The organism is Paracoccus versutus, assembly GCF_000763885.1.
Taxonomy (GTDB): Bacteria; Pseudomonadota; Alphaproteobacteria; order Rhodobacterales; family Rhodobacteraceae; genus Paracoccus; species Paracoccus versutus.
In genome coordinates, this window is the sequence record NZ_JRKO01000004.1 from 29636 (window position 1) to 46425 (window position 16790).

The window sequence follows — 16790 nt, forward strand, 5'->3', positions numbered from 1 at the left end:
CCGCACCCGAGGGGGTCTAGCCACCGCCCTCCAATTGTCGCGCCACCAGCGCGGTCAGGTCCGAAAGCGAGAACGGCTTTGCAAGGAAGGCCGCACCCGGCACCGGCGGCCGTCCCTCGGAAAAGATGTCCTCGGCATAGCCCGACATGAAGATGACCTTCGTGCCGGGCCGGTCGCGCAGCGCGGTGCGCACCCAGGCCGGCCCGTCCATGCCGGGCATCACCACGTCGGTCACGAAGACGTCGACCACAAGCCGCCGGTCGGCCAGCAGCGACAAGGCATCTTCGGCACAGGCGGCCTCGAGCACGTCAAAGCCCTGCAACTTGAGCGCCCGGCTGGCAAAGGCCCGCACCGGCGCCTCGTCCTCGACCAGCAGGACCGTCGCCTCGACGTCGCGGCGCGCGCGAATCGGCCCGGAGGGGGCCGGGGCCTGCACCTCTTCGGGGTTGCCGCGGTCATGGGCCGGGAAGAACAGGGAAAAGCAGCTGCCCTCGCCCGGCGTGCTGTCGCAGAAGATATAGCCGCCGGTCTGCTTCACGATGCCATAGGCGGTGGACAAGCCAAGCCCCGTCCCCTCGCCGGTGCGCTTGGTGGTGAAGAAGGGCTCGAAGATCTTGGCCAGGTCATCGGCGGCGATGCCGCAGCCCTGGTCGCAGACCTGGACGCGGACATAGTCCCCGGCCGGCAGGGTGGCGCGGCCGAATTCGGTCCTGGCCTCCAGCCGGAGATTGTCGGTGCAGATGGCGATGTCGCCGCCCTCGGGCATGGCATCGCGGGCATTCACCACCAGGTTCATGATCACCTGCTCCAGCTGGCGGCGGTCGGCATGGATCATCCGCAGGGCCGGATCATGGTCGAAGGTCAGCACGATCCGCTCGCCCACCAGCCGGTTGAGCAGATGCGTCAGCTCCGAAAGCGTGTCGCGCAGGTCCATGATCTGCGGCTTGAGCGTCTGCTTGCGCGAAAACGCCAGCAATTGCCGGACCAGCGCCGCCGCCCGGTTCGCGTTCTGGCTGATCTGGTCCAGGTCGGCATAATCGGGATCGGCCTTGTCGTGGCGCAGCATCAGCAGGTCGCAATGCCCAGTGATCGCGGTCAACAGGTTGTTGAAATCATGGGCAATGCCGCCGGCAAGCTGGCCGATGGCCTGCATCTTCTGGCTTTGCACGAATTGCGCCTCGAGCGTCTTGAGCGCGCTGGCATCGGAAAGCACGGCGGTCACATGTTCGTCCCGGCCGCGGGTCAGCGACAGCTGCACGAAACGGTCCGGGCCCTCGGCCCTGACATGCAGCACCTCGCTGCCGCCGACCGTGCGGCCGGCGCTGACATCCGAGATCCAGCCCGCCAGTTCCCGCCCCAGCCCGTCCAGTAGCGTCGCCAGGTTCTGGCCCAGCACCGGCCCCCCCAGCAAGGCGCAGGCGGCAGCATTGGCGCGAACGATATTGGCGGCCGGATCAAGGATCAGCAGCGAGACGGGAAGCAGGTCGAAATCGTCCCCATCCGCCCGCGGCGGCGGGGCGGGGGGCGGTGCCGGGCGCTCGGGCGCGGCCGCCTGCCACAGCTGGATGGCCGAGCCGGCCCGCCGCGTCACCAGATATTCGCCGGCATCGCCCAGATCGGCGCGCACCCTGCCGCTGCGCGCCAGCCCAAGGCCAAGGTCGCTCCAAAGCGTCTTCGGATCGGCATGGCGCCGGCCCAGCGCATCCTGCACATGCCGGCCGACCAGGTCGCCGATCCTGTCCAGCCCCACCTGGTTCTGCGCCAGGACCAGGCCGTCAGGCCCGACGGCAAAGGCCGGCAGGTCATGGTCCAGGACGGCCGGCAGCACCTGGTTCAGGTCACGCCGCACCGCCAGCCCGCGCCAGAGATGGCGGACCGAGAGCGCGCCCCCCAGCAGATACCAGGCGGTCACGGCCGCCCCCACCGCCAGGAAGGTCGCGCCCCCCGCGGCATGCTGGGGCTGCAAGGCCAGCCAAAGCGCCCCGACCACCGCAGGCAGCGTCAGGAAAGGCAACAGGATTTGCGCCGCACGCAGGGATTCCGCCCGTTCCGAATTCATCCAGCCCCTCGCAACCCGCATTTTTCCGCTGCATAGCGCATGCGCGTTAACAGAGGGTTAACGGCGGCGCATCAGCGCCAGATAAAAGCCGTCCGAGGCCGAAAGCGGGGAAAAATGCCGTGCCAGGATCTGCTCGAACCGGGGATCGCGCGCCAGGAAACCCTGCACCTGCTCGTCGTTTTCGACGGCCAGGACTGAGCAGGTCATATAGGCCAGGTGCCCGCCTTCGGCGACGAAGCCCGCCGCCTGCTCCAGGATCAAGGCTTGCCGGCTTGCAAGCCGATCCAGATCGTCGCGGGTCAGGCGCCATTTGGCATCCGGGCTGCGCCGCCAGGTTCCGCTGCCCGAACAGGGCACGTCCGCGACGACCGTGTCGAAGCGGCCCGCCACCTGGCCGGGCGCCGCCAGACGGATGCGCACCCCCGCCCGTTCGGCGCGCGCGGGCAGGTCGGCCATGCGCGCCGCGTCGATGTCATGCGCGACGACCGGGCTTGCGCCCCGCGCCGCCAGCGCCAGCGCCTTGCCGCCGCCGCCGGCGCAGAAATCCAGCAGGCTGCCCCGCGCCGGCAGGGCCGCGCAGGCCATCTGCGGCGACAGATCCTGCAACTCGACCAGCCCTTCGCGATAGGCGCGGCTGGCGGCCAGGCGCCGGGCGCCCTTGGTGATGCGCAGCGCCGTCGGCAGGTCGGGATGGGGCACGGCCGCGATGCCCTCCCCGGCCAACGCGGCGACGGCTCGGGCGGGATCGGCGCGGCGCAGGTTGACCCGCAGCCAGACCGGCGCACGCTCGCGCATGGCCAGCGCCACGGGCTCGGCATCCGGGCCAAGCGCCTTGCGCCACAGCGGCAGCAGCCAGTCGGGCAGGTCCAGTGCCTCGTCCGGCGTGGGCGCGTGCCCCGCCACCCGCTCGGCATCCGAAAGCAGCGGCGGCCCGTGGCCTTCGCCGGTGAAAAGCGCGTCCGGGTCCAGCCCCTCGTCGCGGCACATGCCAAGCAGCAGCCCGCGCCCGGACAGCGCCCCGCCCAGGGCGGCGCGCGACCGCAGCCGGCGCAGGGCGTCGAAGACCAGATCCCGCACCGCGGCGCGGTCGCCCGAGCCGGCAAAGCGGCTGGCGCGCGCCCAGCGGATCAGCGCCGCTTCGGCGGCCTGCCCGTCAAGGATGCGGTCAAGGATGGCGATGGCCGCGGCGGCACGGGCGGCGGGCGTCATGTCAGGCAGCGTCCCAGGCGCGGAAGGTGGCGGATGGGGTCCAGAAAAGGTGCCGGCGAGGCTTTGTCAATCCCGCCGGGCCACCGCCCCCGGCTGCCAGAGCAAGGCGCCTTCGTCATCGGCCCCGGCCAGGCGGATCGCAATCATCGGCCCACCCCCCGCCGCCAGGGGCGAACGTCCCGCGGCCAGCACCGCCAACGAGCCGGGCCGCCCCGTCACATCGCTGCCAAGGGGCGCGCCAAGCAGCATCACCCGCTCGCGCACCCGGCTGCGACGGGCGGTGCCGATCGCGGCGAAGCTGTTATAGGTCTCGGGCGAATCCGCCATGCCCGAAAATCCCCGTTCGCGCAGCATCTGAAGCAGCGTGTCGAAACGGGCCAGGTAGCGCTGCGCATGGACCGGGGTGCGGGAATGGAACGCCCCCGCCGCCTGCCGCCAATCGCCCGTCTCGTCATGCAGCTGGCGCAGGAAGCGGGCGGCATAGCGGGCGTTTTCCAGCGGATCGAACATCTGCGCCACCGACGAGAAATGCGCGCCGTGCCAGCGATAGTTCAGCTGGAAGCAGCCGATGTCGAGATTGGTGCGCCCCTGCGCCAGACGATCCTGGGCAAAGGCGACGGCGCTGGCGGGATCGTCGAACCAGGTGCCCTCGCCCTCGGCATTGGCGCTCCAGGCCCAGGGGCGCACCAGCCCGTCCAGGCGGCGCCCGGTCTCGGTCAGCGTCAGCGCGCCCAGGATGTCGGCGGGAACCCCGCTTTCCGCGGCGGCTTGCTGCGCGGCCCATTCGCACACATCGGCCGAGGGCAGCGCCAGCGCGCGGATGGGCGCCAGGACCAGCGCCAGAACATATAGAATTGCAACAAGACGGAACATGAAACGGCCACAGACAAGGACTCTCTGGCCGTCTCTAGCGCGGGGCGGTTAAGATTCGGTAAGCGGGGCCCGTGGCCGGCCCCGCCGCAGGCCGGATCAGCCCAGCCGATAGTTCGGGCTTTCGCGGGTGATCTGCACGTCGTGGACGTGGCTTTCCTTCAACCCGGCGCCGGTGATGCGCACGAACTGGCAGCCGCCGCGCATCTCGGCCACGGTGGCGTTGCCGGTATAGCCCATGGCGGCACGCAGGCCGCCGACCAGCTGATGGATCACCGCGGCGGCCGAACCCTTGTAGGGCACCTGCCCCTCGATCCCCTCGGGCACCAGCTTGTCGCTGGCCGCGTCCTTCTGGAAATAGCGGTCGGCCGAGCCGCGCGCCATGGCGCCCAGCGAGCCCATGCCGCGATAGGACTTGAAGCTGCGGCCCTGGTACAGGATCACCTCGCCGGGGCTTTCGTCGGTGCCGGCGATGGCCGAGCCGACCATGGCGCAGGACGCCCCCGCCGCGATGGCCTTGGCGAAATCGCCCGAGAACTTGATGCCGCCATCCGCGATCACCGGCACCTCGCCCGCGCCGCGCGCCGCGTCCATGATCGCGGTCAGCTGCGGCACGCCGACGCCCGCGACGATGCGCGTGGTGCAGATCGAGCCCGGCCCGATGCCGACCTTGATCGCATCCGCCCCGGCATCGACCAGCGCCCGCGCGGCATCGGCCGTGGCCACGTTGCCGGCGATGACCTGCACCGCGTTCGAATGCGCCTTGATGCGGGAAACGGCGCGCGCCACGCCTTCGGAATGGCCATGCGCGGTGTCGATCACCACCAGGTCCACCCCGGCCTCGACCAGCGCCAGGCTGCGCTCGTAGCCCTCGTCGCCGACGGTCGAGGCGGCGGCGACGCGCAGCCGGCCCAGCTCGTCCTTGCAGGCCAGGGGGTTCAGCACCGATTTCTCGGTATCCTTCAGCGTCAGCAGGCCGGTCAGCTTGCCTTCGGCATTGGTGATCAGCAGCTTCTCGATACGGCGGGCCTTCATCAGGTCGATGGCCTCGGCCCGGTCGGCCGGCTCGCGCAGGATGGCGAGGTTGCCCGAGGTCATCACCGCCCGCACGGGCATGTCGTCGCTGTTGGCAAAGCGCATGTCGCGGTTGGTGATGATGCCGACCACGCGCCCGGCCGCGTCCACCACCGGAAAGCCGGTGACGTTGTAGCGCTCCTGCAGGGCCTTCGCGTCGGCGATGGTCTGGTCGGGGGTCAGGGTGATCGGGTCGTAGACGATGCCCGATTCGAAACGCTTCACCCGGCGGACCTCGTCGGCCTGCTGCTCGGCGGTCAGGTTGCGGTGGATCACGCCGATGCCGCCGGCCTGAGCCATGGCGATGGCCATGCGGCTTTCGGTGACGGTATCCATGGCGCTGGACAGCAGCGGGATGTTCATGCGGATCTGCTTGGTGACATAGGTCGTCACGTCGGCGGTCGAGGGCATCACCGAGGACGCCGCAGGAACGAGGAGAACATCGTCGAAGGTCAAAGCCTCACGAATCTGCATGGGAGCATCCTTGTCAGGGGTTCGTTTGGCAGTTTCCCATTTCACGCGTCGGCGGGAATGTCCAGACCGTCAGGCGATGGCCGCGTTGGTTTTCATGGCCAGCCCGCCGCTGGCCCAGGCGCGCCAGACCCGGAACAGGATCGGCAGCACCACCAGGCTTGCCGTCACCAGCAGGATCTGCGCCGGCAGCGCCCAGCCCGGCGTAAAGCCCGAGACCGCAGTCCACAGCCCCGCCGTCGCCGCCAGCGGGAAGGTGAAGGCGCCCCAAAGCGGCGAGAACCCCGCCTCGACCAGCCAGCGCAGGCGCAGGGCGGCCAGGACCAGCGCCGCGGCCGCCGCCCAGGCCAGCCCCAGCGCCACCTGCTGCCAGCCAAGCGCGGCGGCGACATTGCCCAGCATGGCGATGGGGGCCAGGTGGATCATCAGCAGCGGGCGCAAAGGCGCCGGCAGCCGTTCGGTCAGGGCCTGATACAGGCTGACGGCCCAGACAAAGCCCGCCATGGCCGCCATCGGCCACCACAGCGCCTCGGCCAGCGCCGTCCAGCCGAAGCCGGCGGCCGCCTGCGCGGCGACGATGGGCCCGACGAAGGTCAGCTGCCAGACCGGCGTCACCCGCCCCTGCCCCGGCATGCGGACCATGACCGGGATCGCCACGGCCCAGAAGGCCAGATGCGCCGCCATGCCGGCGACCAGCACCCCCTGGGCCAGGGCCGGCGCAAAGGGGGCAAGCAGCTGCGCCGCGACATAGATGCCGACCAGCGCCGCCGCGATGCCGGCGCGGCCGGGCAGGACGCGCAATTCCTCGACCAGCACGGCGGGGCGGCGAAACAGCTTGCTGCCATAGGCCAGGACCGCAAAGCCCCAGGCCGCGACGACCATGCCCACCATCATCCCCGAAAGCCCCGGCGGCAGGCCGAAGCGCGCCGTCGCCGCGCGCCAGGCCAGGGCAAGCCCCAGCGCGCCCAGCAGCGGCGGAAAGATCGCGGGCGGAACCCGGCGCCAGAGGCCGGGCGGGTTGAGCCGGGGTGGGGCGAAGCGCATGACGGACCTCCCTTGATCCTTCATGTCATAGCGTTGCCGGCAGGCCACGCCAGAGCGGCCGGATGCGTCAGAACGCCGCGTTACCGGGCGCCGGCGATTGACGCAAGCGGGCAGGCTGCCGCAGGTTGAACCAAGGGGTTCGTCACGAACCTGGCTAGGGAGGAAAACCATGAAAAGGATCGTCACCGGCATCGGCGCCCTGCTGGCAAGCGCCGCGCCCGTTCTGGCCGGCGGGATCGAGCGCGCGCCGCAATCGCTGGCGCCGCTGTTCGAGCAGGGAAACTACGCCGAACTGAGCTTCGGCGGGGTGAACCCGGACGTGCAGGGCACGGATGCCGCGGGCTTCGGGACGGGTGACGTGGCGCAGGGCTACGGCTTCTTCGGTCTCGCCTACAAGCACCAGTTCACCGACAACCTGTCCGGCGCGATCATCGTCGAGCAGCCCTTCGGCGCGGATGTGCGCTATCCCATGCTCGCCGCTCCATCGCCGTTGATGGATGTGCTGGACGGCACGGCGGTCGAGGTCAATTCGACCACCTACACCGCGCTGCTGCGCTACAAGTTCGACAACAACTTTTCGGTGCATGGCGGCATTCGCGGTTCGCACGCCGACGGTAAGGTTCGGCTGCGCGGCACGGGATATGGCGGCGCCCCGCCGGCAGGCGTAAGCGGATATGATCTCGACCTGGACGGCGCCTGGGGCATGGGCTGGGTCGCGGGAGTGGCTTATGAGATGCCAGAGATCGCCGCGCGGGTCTCGCTGACCTACAATTCGCCGATCACCCACGACTTCAAGATGCACGAGGGGTTCAGCGGCACCGAAATCGCGGCCGACGATTATGAAGTGAAGACTCCGCGCAGCTGGACGCTGGAGGGCCAGACGGGAATTGCTGCCGACACGCTGCTGTTCGGCTCGATCCGCTGGGTGAAGTGGTCCGAGTTCAAGGTGGAGAACCTGGTTTTCCCGCGGCCCACCCCGCTGGGCGACGTGCCGCTGGTCGAGGTCGAGGACACGACCACCTACACCATCGGCGTGGGACGCAAGTTCACCGAGAACTGGTCGGGGTCGATCTCGTTCCTGTATGAGCCGAGCGAAGGCGACACCGTGTCGCCGTTGGCCCCGGTCAACGGCCGCAAGGGCGTGACGCTGGCGGCGGTCTATACCATGGACAACATCAAGATCACCACCGGCATCAACTATACCAAGCTGGGCGACGCGACCCTTGGCGTCGGGCCCAGCGGCAACAAGCGCGAGGTCGCCAGGATGGATGACGGCGACGCCTGGGGCATCGGGGTCCGCATCGGCTATTCCTTCTAAGATTGGCGAAAGCTTGAAGGCCCCGGCTCGCGCCGGGGCCATTTTCACAGCTTCTTCGTTGCTTAAATACCCATGGAACATCGCCGGCGGGCGCCGTCGCATGAGTATTTGCAGAACAGAGAAGATCGAGGAGAAGATCAGCCGCGCAAGGCCTGGACCAGGGCGGTGAAATGCTCGCCGCGCTTTTCGAAATTCGGGTATTGGTCGAAGCTGGCGGCGGCGGGGGCAAGCAGCACCGTCTCGCCCGGCTGGGCCTCGGCCGCGGCGCGGGCGACGGCCTGCTCCATGGTCTCGGCGATCTCATGCGGGGTCTGGCCGATCTGGAGCGCGAAGTCGCGGGCGGAATGGCCGATCAGATAGGCCTTGGTGACATTGCCGAGGAAGGGGGCCAGCGCCTCGATGCCGCCGTCCTTGCCCATGCCGCCGGCGATCCAGCGGATGCGCGGGAAGGCGGCCAGCGCCTTGGCGGCGGCATCGACATTGGTGGCCTTGCTGTCGTTGACCCAGGCCACGCCGCCGATCTCGGCCACGGTCTGGCTGCGATGCGGCAGGCCCTGGAAGCTGTGGAAGGCGCGCTCGATCTCGCGCGGGGCGATGCCGACGGCGCGGGTCGCGGCATAGGCGGCGCAGGCGTTCTGGTGGTTGTGCTCGCCTGGCAGCCCCTTGACCTCGCGCAGGTCGATCGAACCGGCCTGGCGGCCCTTGCGGTATTCCGAAAGGAAGCCCTTGCGGGCAAAGACCGACCAGCCGAAATGATCGAGCTTCTGCCCCGAGGAGATGCGGATCACCCGGTCGTCCGAAGGGGCCATGGCAAGCTGGCCGGCAAGATAGCGGCCCTCGGGCTCATCGACGCCGATCACGGCGCGGTCCGGCCCGCCCTCGGCGAAAAGCCGGCGCTTGGCGGCGAAATAGCCGCCCAGGCCGCCATGGCGGTCGAGATGGTCGGGCGAAAGATTCGTGAAGACGGCGACATCCGGGGTCAGGGCGCGGGCCAGGTCGGTCTGGTAGCTGGAGAGTTCCAGCACCACCACCTCGCCGTCATGGGCGGGTTCCAGCGACAGCACGCCGGTGCCGATATTGCCGCCGATCTGGGTCGGGCGGCCGGCTTCCTTCAGGATATGGTGGATCAGCGCGGTGGTGGTGGATTTGCCGTTCGAGCCGGTCACGGCGATGACGCGCGGGGTGGTGTCGAACCGTTCCCATTCCGCCGTGGCGAAGCTGCGGAAGAACAGGCCGATGTCGTTGTCGACCGGCACGCCGAGTTCATAGGCTTTCGCGATGACCGGGTGCGGCTTGGGGTAGAGATGCGGGATGCCGGGGCTGGTGATCAGCGCCGAGATGCCGTCCCAATTGGCGTCGCGGGTCAGGTCGAGGACGGTCATGCCGTCGGCCGCCGCCTGTTCGCGGGTGTCCAGCCCGTCGTCCCAGACCACGACCCGAGCGCCGCCCGCGGCGAGCGCGGCGGCGGTGGCGCGGCCCGAGCGGCCGAGGCCGAGCACGGCGATGGTCTGGTTCTGGACGCCCTGGACCGGGATCATGCTGTTTCCTTCGCTGTTGCAGGCCGGGGGCGCTTCGCCCCCCGGACCCCCCGAGAGTATTTGCAAAACGGAGAAAGCCTGTCAGCGCAGCTTCAGGGTGGCAAGCCCGATCAGCGCCAGGATCAGCGCGATGATCCAGAAACGGATCACGATCTGCGCCTCGCCCCAGCCCTTCTTTTCGAAATGGTGGTGGATCGGGGCCATCAGGAACACCCGCTTGCCGGTGCGCTTGAAATAGAGCACCTGGATGATGACCGACAGCGCCTCGACCACGAAAAGCCCGCCGACGATGGCCAGGACGATCTCGTGCTTGGTGACGACCGCGATGGCGCCCAGGGCACCGCCGAGCGCGAGGCTGCCGGTATCGCCCATGAAGACGGCGGCGGGGGGCGCGTTATACCACAGGAAGCCCAGGCCGCCGCCGATCAGCGCCGCGACGAAGACCGCAAGCTCCCCGGTGCCGGGCACGAAATGCACGCCGAGGTAATTGGCGAAATTCGCGTTGCCGACCATATAGGCGATCACCGCGAAGCTGCCGGCCGCGATCATCACCGGCATGATCGCCAGCCCGTCGAGCCCGTCGGTCAGGTTCACCGCATTGGCCGCGCCCAGGATCACCAGCACGGCGAAGGGCACGTAGAGCAGGCCCAGGTTGATCAGCGCATCCTTGAAGAAGGGCAGCGCCAGCTCGCCGCTGAGCGCCGCCGGGTGCAGCCAGGCGGCCGCGGCGCCGGCGGCGGCGGCGATGCAGAGCCCGATCAGCAGCCGCACCTTGCCCGAGAGCCCCGCGTGATGCTGCTTCGTGACCTTGGCATAGTCGTCGGCAAAGCCGATGGCGGCGAAGCCCAGCGTGACCAAAAGCACGATCCAGACATAGCCGTTGTCGAGCCGCGCCCAGAGCAGCGTGCCGATGCTGAGCGCGGCGAGGATCAGCAGCCCGCCCATGGTCGGGGTGCCGGCCTTGGAGAAATGGTTCTGCGGCCCGTCGTCGCGGATCGGCTGGCCCTTTTTCTGCTTGCGGCGCAGCAGGTCGATCAGCGGCCGGCCGAAGAAGAAGCCGAAGAGCAGCGCGGTGAAGAAGGCGCCCCCGGCCCGGAAGGTGATATATCGGAAAAGGTTGAAGAAATCCCCGCCGTCGGAGAGGTTCGTGAGCCAATAGAGCATTACGCTGTCCTTTCGCCAGGGGGCGTGCTTTGGCGCGTCCGCCGCAGCGCGTCAACCACCGTCGAGACCCTGGAGGACTTCGAACCCTTCACGAGCACGATATCGCCGGGCGCGACCAGTTCGGCCACGCTCTCGGCCAGTTCTGCGGCGGTTTCGGCATGGCGCCCGCGGCGGGCCTGGGGCAGCGCCTCGTGCAGGGCGCGCATGCGCGGGCCGGCGGTATGGACCAGGTCGACGGCCGGCATCGCGGGATCGGCGGCCATGCCGGCATGGAGCGCGATCTCGTCCGGGCCGAGTTCCAGCATGTCGCCCAGGATCGCCACCCGGCGCCCGCCGGTCAGCCGCGCCAGCGTCGCAAGCCCGGCCGAAAGCGAGGTGGGGTTGGAGTTATAGGCATCGTCGATCAGCCGGATGCCGCCCAGATCCTCGACCGCGCCGCGGCCCAGCGGCGGGCGCCAGTCGGAAAGGCGCGCCGCCGCCTGGGCCACGTCGGCCCCCGCGGCCGACAGCGCCGCCAGCACGCCGACCGCGTTCATGACGAAATGCGTGCCCGGAGTCGCCAGGGTGAAATCCACCACATCGCCCAGCACGCGGGCGCGGACCTGGGTGATGCCGTCCACCGTCTCGGCCTTCAGCGGCCGGGCCATGCCCTGCTGGCCGAAGCCGATGACGATGGCGCCGGCCTCGTCGGCGCAGTCGCGCAGCAATTGCGTGACCGGCAGATCCTCGGGCAGGATGGCGCTGCCGGGCTGCATGAGACCGCGAAAGATCGCGCCCTTTTCGCGGGCGATGCCCTCGATGGTGCCGAAAGCCTCCAGGTGGGCGGCGGCGACGGTGGTGATCATGGCCACATGCGGGCGGGCGAGGCGGGCCAGCGGCTCGATCTCGCCCGGATGGTTCATGCCGATCTCGATGATGGCGAAATCGGTGTCCTGGGGCATGCGCGCCAGCGTCAGGGGCACGCCCCAATGGTTGTTGTAGCTGGCCTCGGCCGCGTGGATGCTGCCCTGCCCGGCAAGCGCGATGCGCGCCATCTCCTTGGTCGAGGTCTTGCCGACCGAGCCGGTGATGGCGATGACCTTGCCGCCCATCCGGGCGCGGCCGGCGCGGCCAAGCGCCTCCAGCGCCTGCAGGACGTCGGGGACGACCAGCAGCGGCGCATCCGGGGCCACGCCCTCGGGGATGCGGCTCACCAGCGCGGCGCCGGCGCCCTTTTCCAGGGCCTGGGCGACGAAGTCGTGGCCGTCGCGGGCGGCCTGCAGGGCAACGAACAGGTCGCCCGGCCGGATGGTGCGGGTGTCGATGGAGACGCCGCCGACAGCAAAGTCACGGGTGGCGCGGCCGCCGGTCGCGGCGGCGGCATCCTGCGAGGTCCACAGCGTCATATCTTGCCATCCAGCGCCGCGACGGCCACCGAGGCCTGCTCGGCATCGTCGAAGGGATAAACGTCGTTGCCGATGATCTGGCCGGTCTCGTGGCCCTTGCCGGCGATCAGCAGCGCGTCGCCCGGCTGCAAGGCATCGACAGCGCGCAGGATCGCCTCGGCGCGGTCGCCGACCTCGATGGCCTCGGGGCCGGCGCCGGCCAGCACTTCGGCGCGGATCGCGGCCGGGTCTTCGCTGCGCGGGTTGTCGTCGGTCACATAGACCAGGTCGGCGAATTGCCGCGCCGCCTCGCCCATCAGCGGGCGCTTGAGCCGGTCGCGGTCGCCGCCGGCGCCAAAGACCACGACGATGCGGCCCATGACATGCGGGCGCAGGCTTTGCAGGGCCGAGGCCAGCGCGCCCGGCTTGTGGCTGTAGTCGACGAAGACCGCAGCACCGTTTTCCCGCATCGCCGCCAGTTCCATGCGGCCGCGCACGGTGGTCAGCCCCGGCAGGGTCTCGATCACACGGGGCGCCTCGTCGCCGGCGGCAATGGCCAGGCCGGCGGCGGCCAGCACGTTTTCCGCCTGGAAGCCGCCGATCAGCGCCAGCCGCACCAGATGCGCCTGGCCATGCAGGCTGAAGCGCAAGTCCTGCCCGGTCGCGTCATAGCGCTGGCCCAGGATGCGCAGGTCGGCCGCCGCGTCCTTGCCGATGGTCGTCAGATCGAGGCCGCGTTCGCGCGCGATCCCCGCCATCTGCCGGCCGCGCGGGTCGTCGATATTGACGACCGCCCCGGCGCCCTCGTCCAGCAGATGATCGAAAAGCAGCGCCTTGGCGGCAAAATATTCGTCGAAGTCCTTGTGATAATCCAGGTGGTCCTGGCTGAAATTGGTGAAGGCGCCGGCCTTCAGCCGCACCCCGTCCAGCCGGCGCTGGTCGAGCCCGTGCGAGCTGGCCTCCATCGCCGCATGGGTGACGCCAGCAGCCGCCGCCTCGGCCAGCACCCGGTGCAGGGTGATCGGCTCGGGCGTGGTATGGGCCAGCTTGGCCTGGTAGTCGCCCTGCACGCCCATGGTGCCCAGGCTGATCGCCTTGTGGCCCAACGCCTGCCAGATCTGCCGGGTGAAGGTGGCGACCGAGGTCTTGCCCGAGGTGCCGGTGACGGCGACCATCGTCTCGGGCTGGGCGGCAAACCACAGGGCGCTCGCGCCCGCCAGCGCGGCGCGAGGATCCTCGGCCACCACCAGCGCGGCATCGGCGCCGGCCAGCACCTCGGCGGCGATCTCGGCGCCCTTGCGGTCGGTCAGGATCGCGGCCGCGCCCTGGCGCAGCGCATATTGGATGAACTCGCCCCCATGCGCGGCCGAACCCGGCAGGGCCGCGAACAGATGGCCGGGCCTGACCTGCCGCGAATCCACGGCAAGGCCCGTTATCTCGGGGTCGCGCCCCTTGTCCCCCCTCAGCCCCAGAAGGGACAGCCGCATCGCCCGCTCGGTCACGAAGCCTCCGCTCATCAGTTCGAGACGAGCTTTAGCCCATCGGGCAAAGGCCGTTCAACCATCGGCAATTGCGATTCGGTGGCCGGGCGCAGGCCCAAGAGCGGTGCGACGCGGCGGATCACCTCGGCCGCCACCGGCGCCGAGGTCGCGCCCGCGGTGCGGCTTTCGCCGCCGGGGCCGATGGTCGAGGGCTCGTCCAGCGACAGCACCAGCACATATTGCGGATCGCTGGCCGGGAATACCGAGGCGAAGGTCGAGACCACCTTGTTGCCGTAATAGCCCCCCGTCGGGCGCGGCTTGTCGGCGGTGCCGGTCTTGCCCGCGACCTCGTAGCCCTCGACATTGGCGCTGCGGCCGCTGCCGCGGACCACCACCTGGCGCAGCATCTGCACGGCGATCTGCGCGGCCTCGGGCGACAGCACCTGCTCGCCGCCGCGCGGGCGGCGGTCGTGGATCAGCGTCGGCATCACCCGCTTGCCGCCGTTCGCGACCGTCGCATAGGCCGCGGCCAGATGCAGCGGGCTGGCCGCCAGCCCGTGCCCGAAGGCCACGGTGGCCGAGGTCACGGCGGGCCAGCGCTTGGGCACCAGCGGCTTGCCGGTCGGCGCCTCGCTCATCTCGATCGGCGTCGGCTCGAAGAAGCCCAGCTTCTGCAGGAAATCCCTCTGCCGCTCGGCGCCCAGCAGCTGGGCCACCCGGACGGTGCCGACGTTCGACGACTTCACGATGATGTCCGTCACCGAAAGCGTGCCGTAATTGTGGCCCCGGAACTCGTTGATCAGGTATTTGCCGATCTTCATCGGCGCCTTGGCGTTGATCATCGTGGCCGGGCTGACCAGCTTGAGGTCGATGGCCTGCGCCACCGGGAAGATCTTGAAGGTCGAGCCCAATTCATACTGTCCCTGCACCGCGCGGTTGAACAGCGGGCTGTCCGAGGGATCGCCCTTGAGCAGCGGTCGCGGCCGGTCGTTGGGGTCGAAATCGGGCAGGCTGGCCATGGCCAGGATCTCGCCGGTCTTGACCTCCATCAGGATGCCGGTGGCGCCTTTGGCGTTCATGACCTTCATGCCGTTGCCCAGCACCTCCTCCATGGCGGCCTGGACGGTCAGGTCCAGCGAAAGCGCCAGCGGCGCGCCGTCATTGGCCGGATCGCGCAGCCAGTGGTCGAAGGCCTTTTCGACGCCGGCGACGCCGACGACCTCGGCGCTGGCCACGTCTTCCTTGCCGAAGGTGGCGCCGCCCAGGATATGCGCGGCGATATGGCCATTCGGGTAAAGCCGCATCTCGCGCGGGCCGAACAGCAGCCCCGGCTCGCCGATGTCATGCACGGCCTGCATCTGTTCGGGGCTGATCTTCTTCTTGATCCAGACGAAGGTGCGCTTGCCGGTAAAGTCCTTTTGCAGCCGCTCGATCTCCAGGTCGGGGAAGATGCGGACCAGTTCGCGCGCCGCGCGCTCGGGCTCGACCATCTGCTGGGGATGGGCGTAAAGCGAATGGGTCAGCAGGTTGGTGGCCAGCACCCGCCCCTGCCGGTCGGTGATGTCGGCGCGCTGCGAGATGATCTGCGCGCCGGTGGTCTGGACCCGCGGCTCGCTGGGCTGGCTGGCGGCCAGCACGCCCATCTTGGCGCCCACGGTGCCAAAGGCCAGCGCAAAGGCGCAGGACATGAAGAACAGCCGGGTCCGGGCGCTGCCGCGCGCCCTTTCCTGGATCGCGGCATGCCTTTGGGCGCGGTTCTCGGCCTCGATGGCATCGGGGTTCTCGCCTGTTTCGCGGGCGCGAAGGATGCGGGCCAGCGGGCGCAGCGGGGTGCGGATCATGGCGTGCTCTCCTGTGGTCTGCGGGGCGGGAAGCCGGCGGGACGTTCGACCGGCAGATCGGCATCGGCAGCGGAACCGGGGGCGGGCTCGGGCGACCGGGGCGCCGGGAAGGCCACCTGCCCCACGTCCACGAACTGGTCGGAACCGAAGGGCACCAGCTTCAGCCGCTCGAAATTCAGGTCGACCAGCTGGCGCAGGCGCTCGGGGCGGTTCAGATAGGCCCATTCCGCGCGCAGAACGCCCAGATCCTCGCGCAGGCGGCCGATCTGGCGCTGGATGTCGCTCATCTCGCTGATGGCAGCCTGAGTGCGGTAATTCTCGCGATAGGCCCAGAAGGCCAGCCCCATCACCGAAAGCGCGGTCAGAAGGTAAAGCACCGAACGCATCACGCCCCCCTTTCCGACAGCAGCGGCAGGCCCAGCCCCGCCGGATCGACCCGGCCGGCCGGCGCCGCGGTGCGGATGCCGACCCGCAACAACGCCGAGCGGGCGCGCGGATTCGCCGCCAGCTCGGCCTCGTCCGCGCCGATGGCGCGGCGGAAGGGCAGCGTGAAGGCCGGCTCTTCGCGCGCGGCCTCGGGCGCATAACGGCTGCCGCCGCCGGCGCTGTTCGAGCGCGCCTGCATGAACCGCTTGACGATCCGGTCCTCGAGCGAATGGAAGCTGACCACGGCCAGCTTGCCGCCCGGCCGCAGCGCCCGTTCGGCCGCCGCAAGCCCGGCGACCAGCTGGCCGAATTCGTCGTTCACCCAGATGCGGATCGCCTGGAAGGCGCGGGTCGAGGGATGGCTCTGCCCCGGCTTCGCGCGCGGCAGGCAGCCGGCGACGATGTCGGAAAGCTGGCCGGTGCGGCTCAGCGGCCGGGCAGCGACGATGGCCTTGGCGATGCGGCGCGAGGCGCGCTCCTCGCCGTAGAGATAGAGCACGTCGGCGATGACCGATTCGGGGGCTCTGTTCAGCAGGTCGGCCGCCGTCGGCCCCTCGCCGCCCATGCGCATGTCCAAGGGCCCGTCGCGCAAAAAGGAAAAGCCGCGCTCGGGCTGGTCGAGTTGCATCGAGCTGACGCCAAGGTCCAGCACCACGCCGTCGACCGGCCCGCCGGCCAGCCTGTCGAGATCCGAGAACGTACCCTGGACCAACCGCAGCCGGTCGCCATATTCGCCCGCCCAGGCTTCGGCCATGCGAAAGACCGCCGGGTCGCGGTCGATACCGATCACCCGGTCGGCGCCCTGTTCCAGCAGGCCGCGGGCATAGCCGCCGGCGCCGAAGGTGCCGTCGACCCAGGTGCCCGTCACAGGCTGAACGGCCCGCAACAGCGGGCCAAGCAGGACGGGGATATGCGGAGCCTCGACCATGCC

Annotated in this window: 13 protein-coding genes; 1 reads left to right on the forward strand and 12 read right to left on the reverse strand. The window is 69.7% G+C overall.

The genetic code is table 11. The features are described from left to right. Nucleotides 1-16: 16 nt before the first annotated feature. The 5 genes from IT40_RS02535 to IT40_RS02555 all read right to left on the reverse strand — a co-directional run bounded on the left by IT40_RS02535 (nt 17) and on the right by IT40_RS02555 (nt 6727). On the reverse strand, nt 17-2059 hold the full coding sequence (locus tag IT40_RS02535) for a PAS domain-containing hybrid sensor histidine kinase/response regulator (protein WP_036750172.1): 2043 nt from the start codon (nt 2057-2059) through the stop codon (nt 17-19). 57 nt (nt 2060-2116) lie between these two features. Beyond that, entirely contained in the window at nt 2117-3268 is a 1152-nt protein-coding gene (locus IT40_RS02540) for an RsmB/NOP family class I SAM-dependent RNA methyltransferase (RefSeq protein WP_036750175.1), read from the reverse strand. 66 nt (nt 3269-3334) lie between these two features. Further along, nucleotides 3335-4141, reverse strand: coding sequence for a lysozyme family protein (locus IT40_RS02545; RefSeq protein ID WP_036750178.1), 807 nt, complete (start codon nt 4139-4141; stop codon nt 3335-3337). Nucleotides 4142-4237: 96 nt separating this feature from the next. After that, on the reverse strand, nt 4238-5686 hold the full coding sequence (guaB, locus tag IT40_RS02550; protein ID WP_036750180.1) for an IMP dehydrogenase: 1449 nt from the start codon (nt 5684-5686) through the stop codon (nt 4238-4240). Between the two features lie 69 nt (nt 5687-5755). After that, on the reverse strand, nt 5756-6727 hold the full coding sequence (locus tag IT40_RS02555; protein ID WP_036750183.1) for a TDT family transporter: 972 nt from the start codon (nt 6725-6727) through the stop codon (nt 5756-5758). A gap of 169 nt (nt 6728-6896) precedes the next feature. On the opposite strand from IT40_RS02555, the gene IT40_RS02560 reads away from it, so the two are divergent. Beyond that, nucleotides 6897-8045: an OmpP1/FadL family transporter gene (locus tag IT40_RS02560; RefSeq protein ID WP_036750186.1), complete on the forward strand. Its 1149-nt coding sequence runs from the start codon at nt 6897-6899 to the stop codon at nt 8043-8045. A 137-nt stretch (nt 8046-8182) separates the two neighbouring features. On the opposite strand, the gene murD is transcribed toward IT40_RS02560, so the two are convergent. The 7 genes from murD to rsmH form a co-directional block, all read right to left on the reverse strand. Beyond that, nucleotides 8183-9583: a UDP-N-acetylmuramoyl-L-alanine--D-glutamate ligase gene (gene murD / locus IT40_RS02565; protein ID WP_036750188.1), complete on the reverse strand. Its 1401-nt coding sequence runs from the start codon at nt 9581-9583 to the stop codon at nt 8183-8185. Nucleotides 9584-9664: 81 nt separating this feature from the next. After that, entirely contained in the window at nt 9665-10747 is a 1083-nt protein-coding gene (gene mraY, locus IT40_RS02570; RefSeq protein ID WP_036750191.1) for a phospho-N-acetylmuramoyl-pentapeptide-transferase, read from the reverse strand. Continuing rightward, complete coding sequence (locus IT40_RS02575) at nt 10747-12132, reverse strand: UDP-N-acetylmuramoyl-tripeptide--D-alanyl-D-alanine ligase (RefSeq protein WP_036750194.1); 1386 nt, start codon at nt 12130-12132, stop codon at nt 10747-10749. The genes mraY and IT40_RS02575 overlap by 1 nt, the downstream gene beginning before the upstream one ends. Next, entirely contained in the window at nt 12129-13628 is a 1500-nt protein-coding gene (locus tag IT40_RS02580) for a UDP-N-acetylmuramoyl-L-alanyl-D-glutamate--2,6-diaminopimelate ligase (protein WP_240540277.1), read from the reverse strand. The genes IT40_RS02575 and IT40_RS02580 overlap by 4 nt, the downstream gene beginning before the upstream one ends. After that, nucleotides 13628-15433 carry a peptidoglycan D,D-transpeptidase FtsI family protein gene (locus tag IT40_RS02585; RefSeq protein WP_036750197.1) on the reverse strand — a complete coding sequence of 602 codons (1806 nt, stop codon included), beginning with the start codon at nt 15431-15433 and terminating at the stop codon, nt 13628-13630. The genes IT40_RS02580 and IT40_RS02585 overlap by 1 nt, the downstream gene beginning before the upstream one ends. Further along, nucleotides 15430-15819: a cell division protein FtsL gene (ftsL, locus tag IT40_RS02590; RefSeq protein WP_036750200.1), complete on the reverse strand. Its 390-nt coding sequence runs from the start codon at nt 15817-15819 to the stop codon at nt 15430-15432. The genes IT40_RS02585 and ftsL overlap by 4 nt, the downstream gene beginning before the upstream one ends. After that, complete coding sequence (rsmH, locus tag IT40_RS02595; RefSeq protein WP_036750203.1) at nt 15819-16787, reverse strand: 16S rRNA (cytosine(1402)-N(4))-methyltransferase RsmH; 969 nt, start codon at nt 16785-16787, stop codon at nt 15819-15821. Before rsmH ends, ftsL begins: the two co-directional genes overlap by 1 nt. Nucleotides 16788-16790 lie beyond the last annotated feature (3 nt).

Coding starts and splice junctions, on each gene's coding strand:
- murD (WP_036750188.1), bottom strand. CDS start 9,583: ATGATCCCGGTCCAGGGCGTCCAGAACCAGACCATCGCCGTGCTCGGC.
- IT40_RS02545 (WP_036750178.1), bottom strand. CDS start 4,141: ATGTTCCGTCTTGTTGCAATTCTATATGTTCTGGCGCTGGTCCTGGCG.
- rsmH (WP_036750203.1), bottom strand. CDS start 16,787: ATGGTCGAGGCTCCGCATATCCCCGTCCTGCTTGGCCCGCTGTTGCGG.
- IT40_RS02580 (WP_240540277.1), bottom strand. CDS start 13,628: ATGAGCGGAGGCTTCGTGACCGAGCGGGCGATGCGGCTGTCCCTTCTG.
- IT40_RS02535 (WP_036750172.1), bottom strand. CDS start 2,059: ATGAATTCGGAACGGGCGGAATCCCTGCGTGCGGCGCAAATCCTGTTG.
- ftsL (WP_036750200.1), bottom strand. CDS start 15,819: ATGCGTTCGGTGCTTTACCTTCTGACCGCGCTTTCGGTGATGGGGCTG.
- guaB (WP_036750180.1), bottom strand. CDS start 5,686: ATGCAGATTCGTGAGGCTTTGACCTTCGACGATGTTCTCCTCGTTCCT.
- IT40_RS02575 (WP_036750194.1), bottom strand. CDS start 12,132: ATGACGCTGTGGACCTCGCAGGATGCCGCCGCCGCGACCGGCGGCCGC.
- IT40_RS02540 (WP_036750175.1), bottom strand. CDS start 3,268: ATGACGCCCGCCGCCCGTGCCGCCGCGGCCATCGCCATCCTTGACCGC.
- mraY (WP_036750191.1), bottom strand. CDS start 10,747: ATGCTCTATTGGCTCACGAACCTCTCCGACGGCGGGGATTTCTTCAAC.
- IT40_RS02560 (WP_036750186.1), top strand. CDS start 6,897: ATGAAAAGGATCGTCACCGGCATCGGCGCCCTGCTGGCAAGCGCCGCG.
- IT40_RS02585 (WP_036750197.1), bottom strand. CDS start 15,433: ATGATCCGCACCCCGCTGCGCCCGCTGGCCCGCATCCTTCGCGCCCGC.
- IT40_RS02555 (WP_036750183.1), bottom strand. CDS start 6,727: ATGCGCTTCGCCCCACCCCGGCTCAACCCGCCCGGCCTCTGGCGCCGG.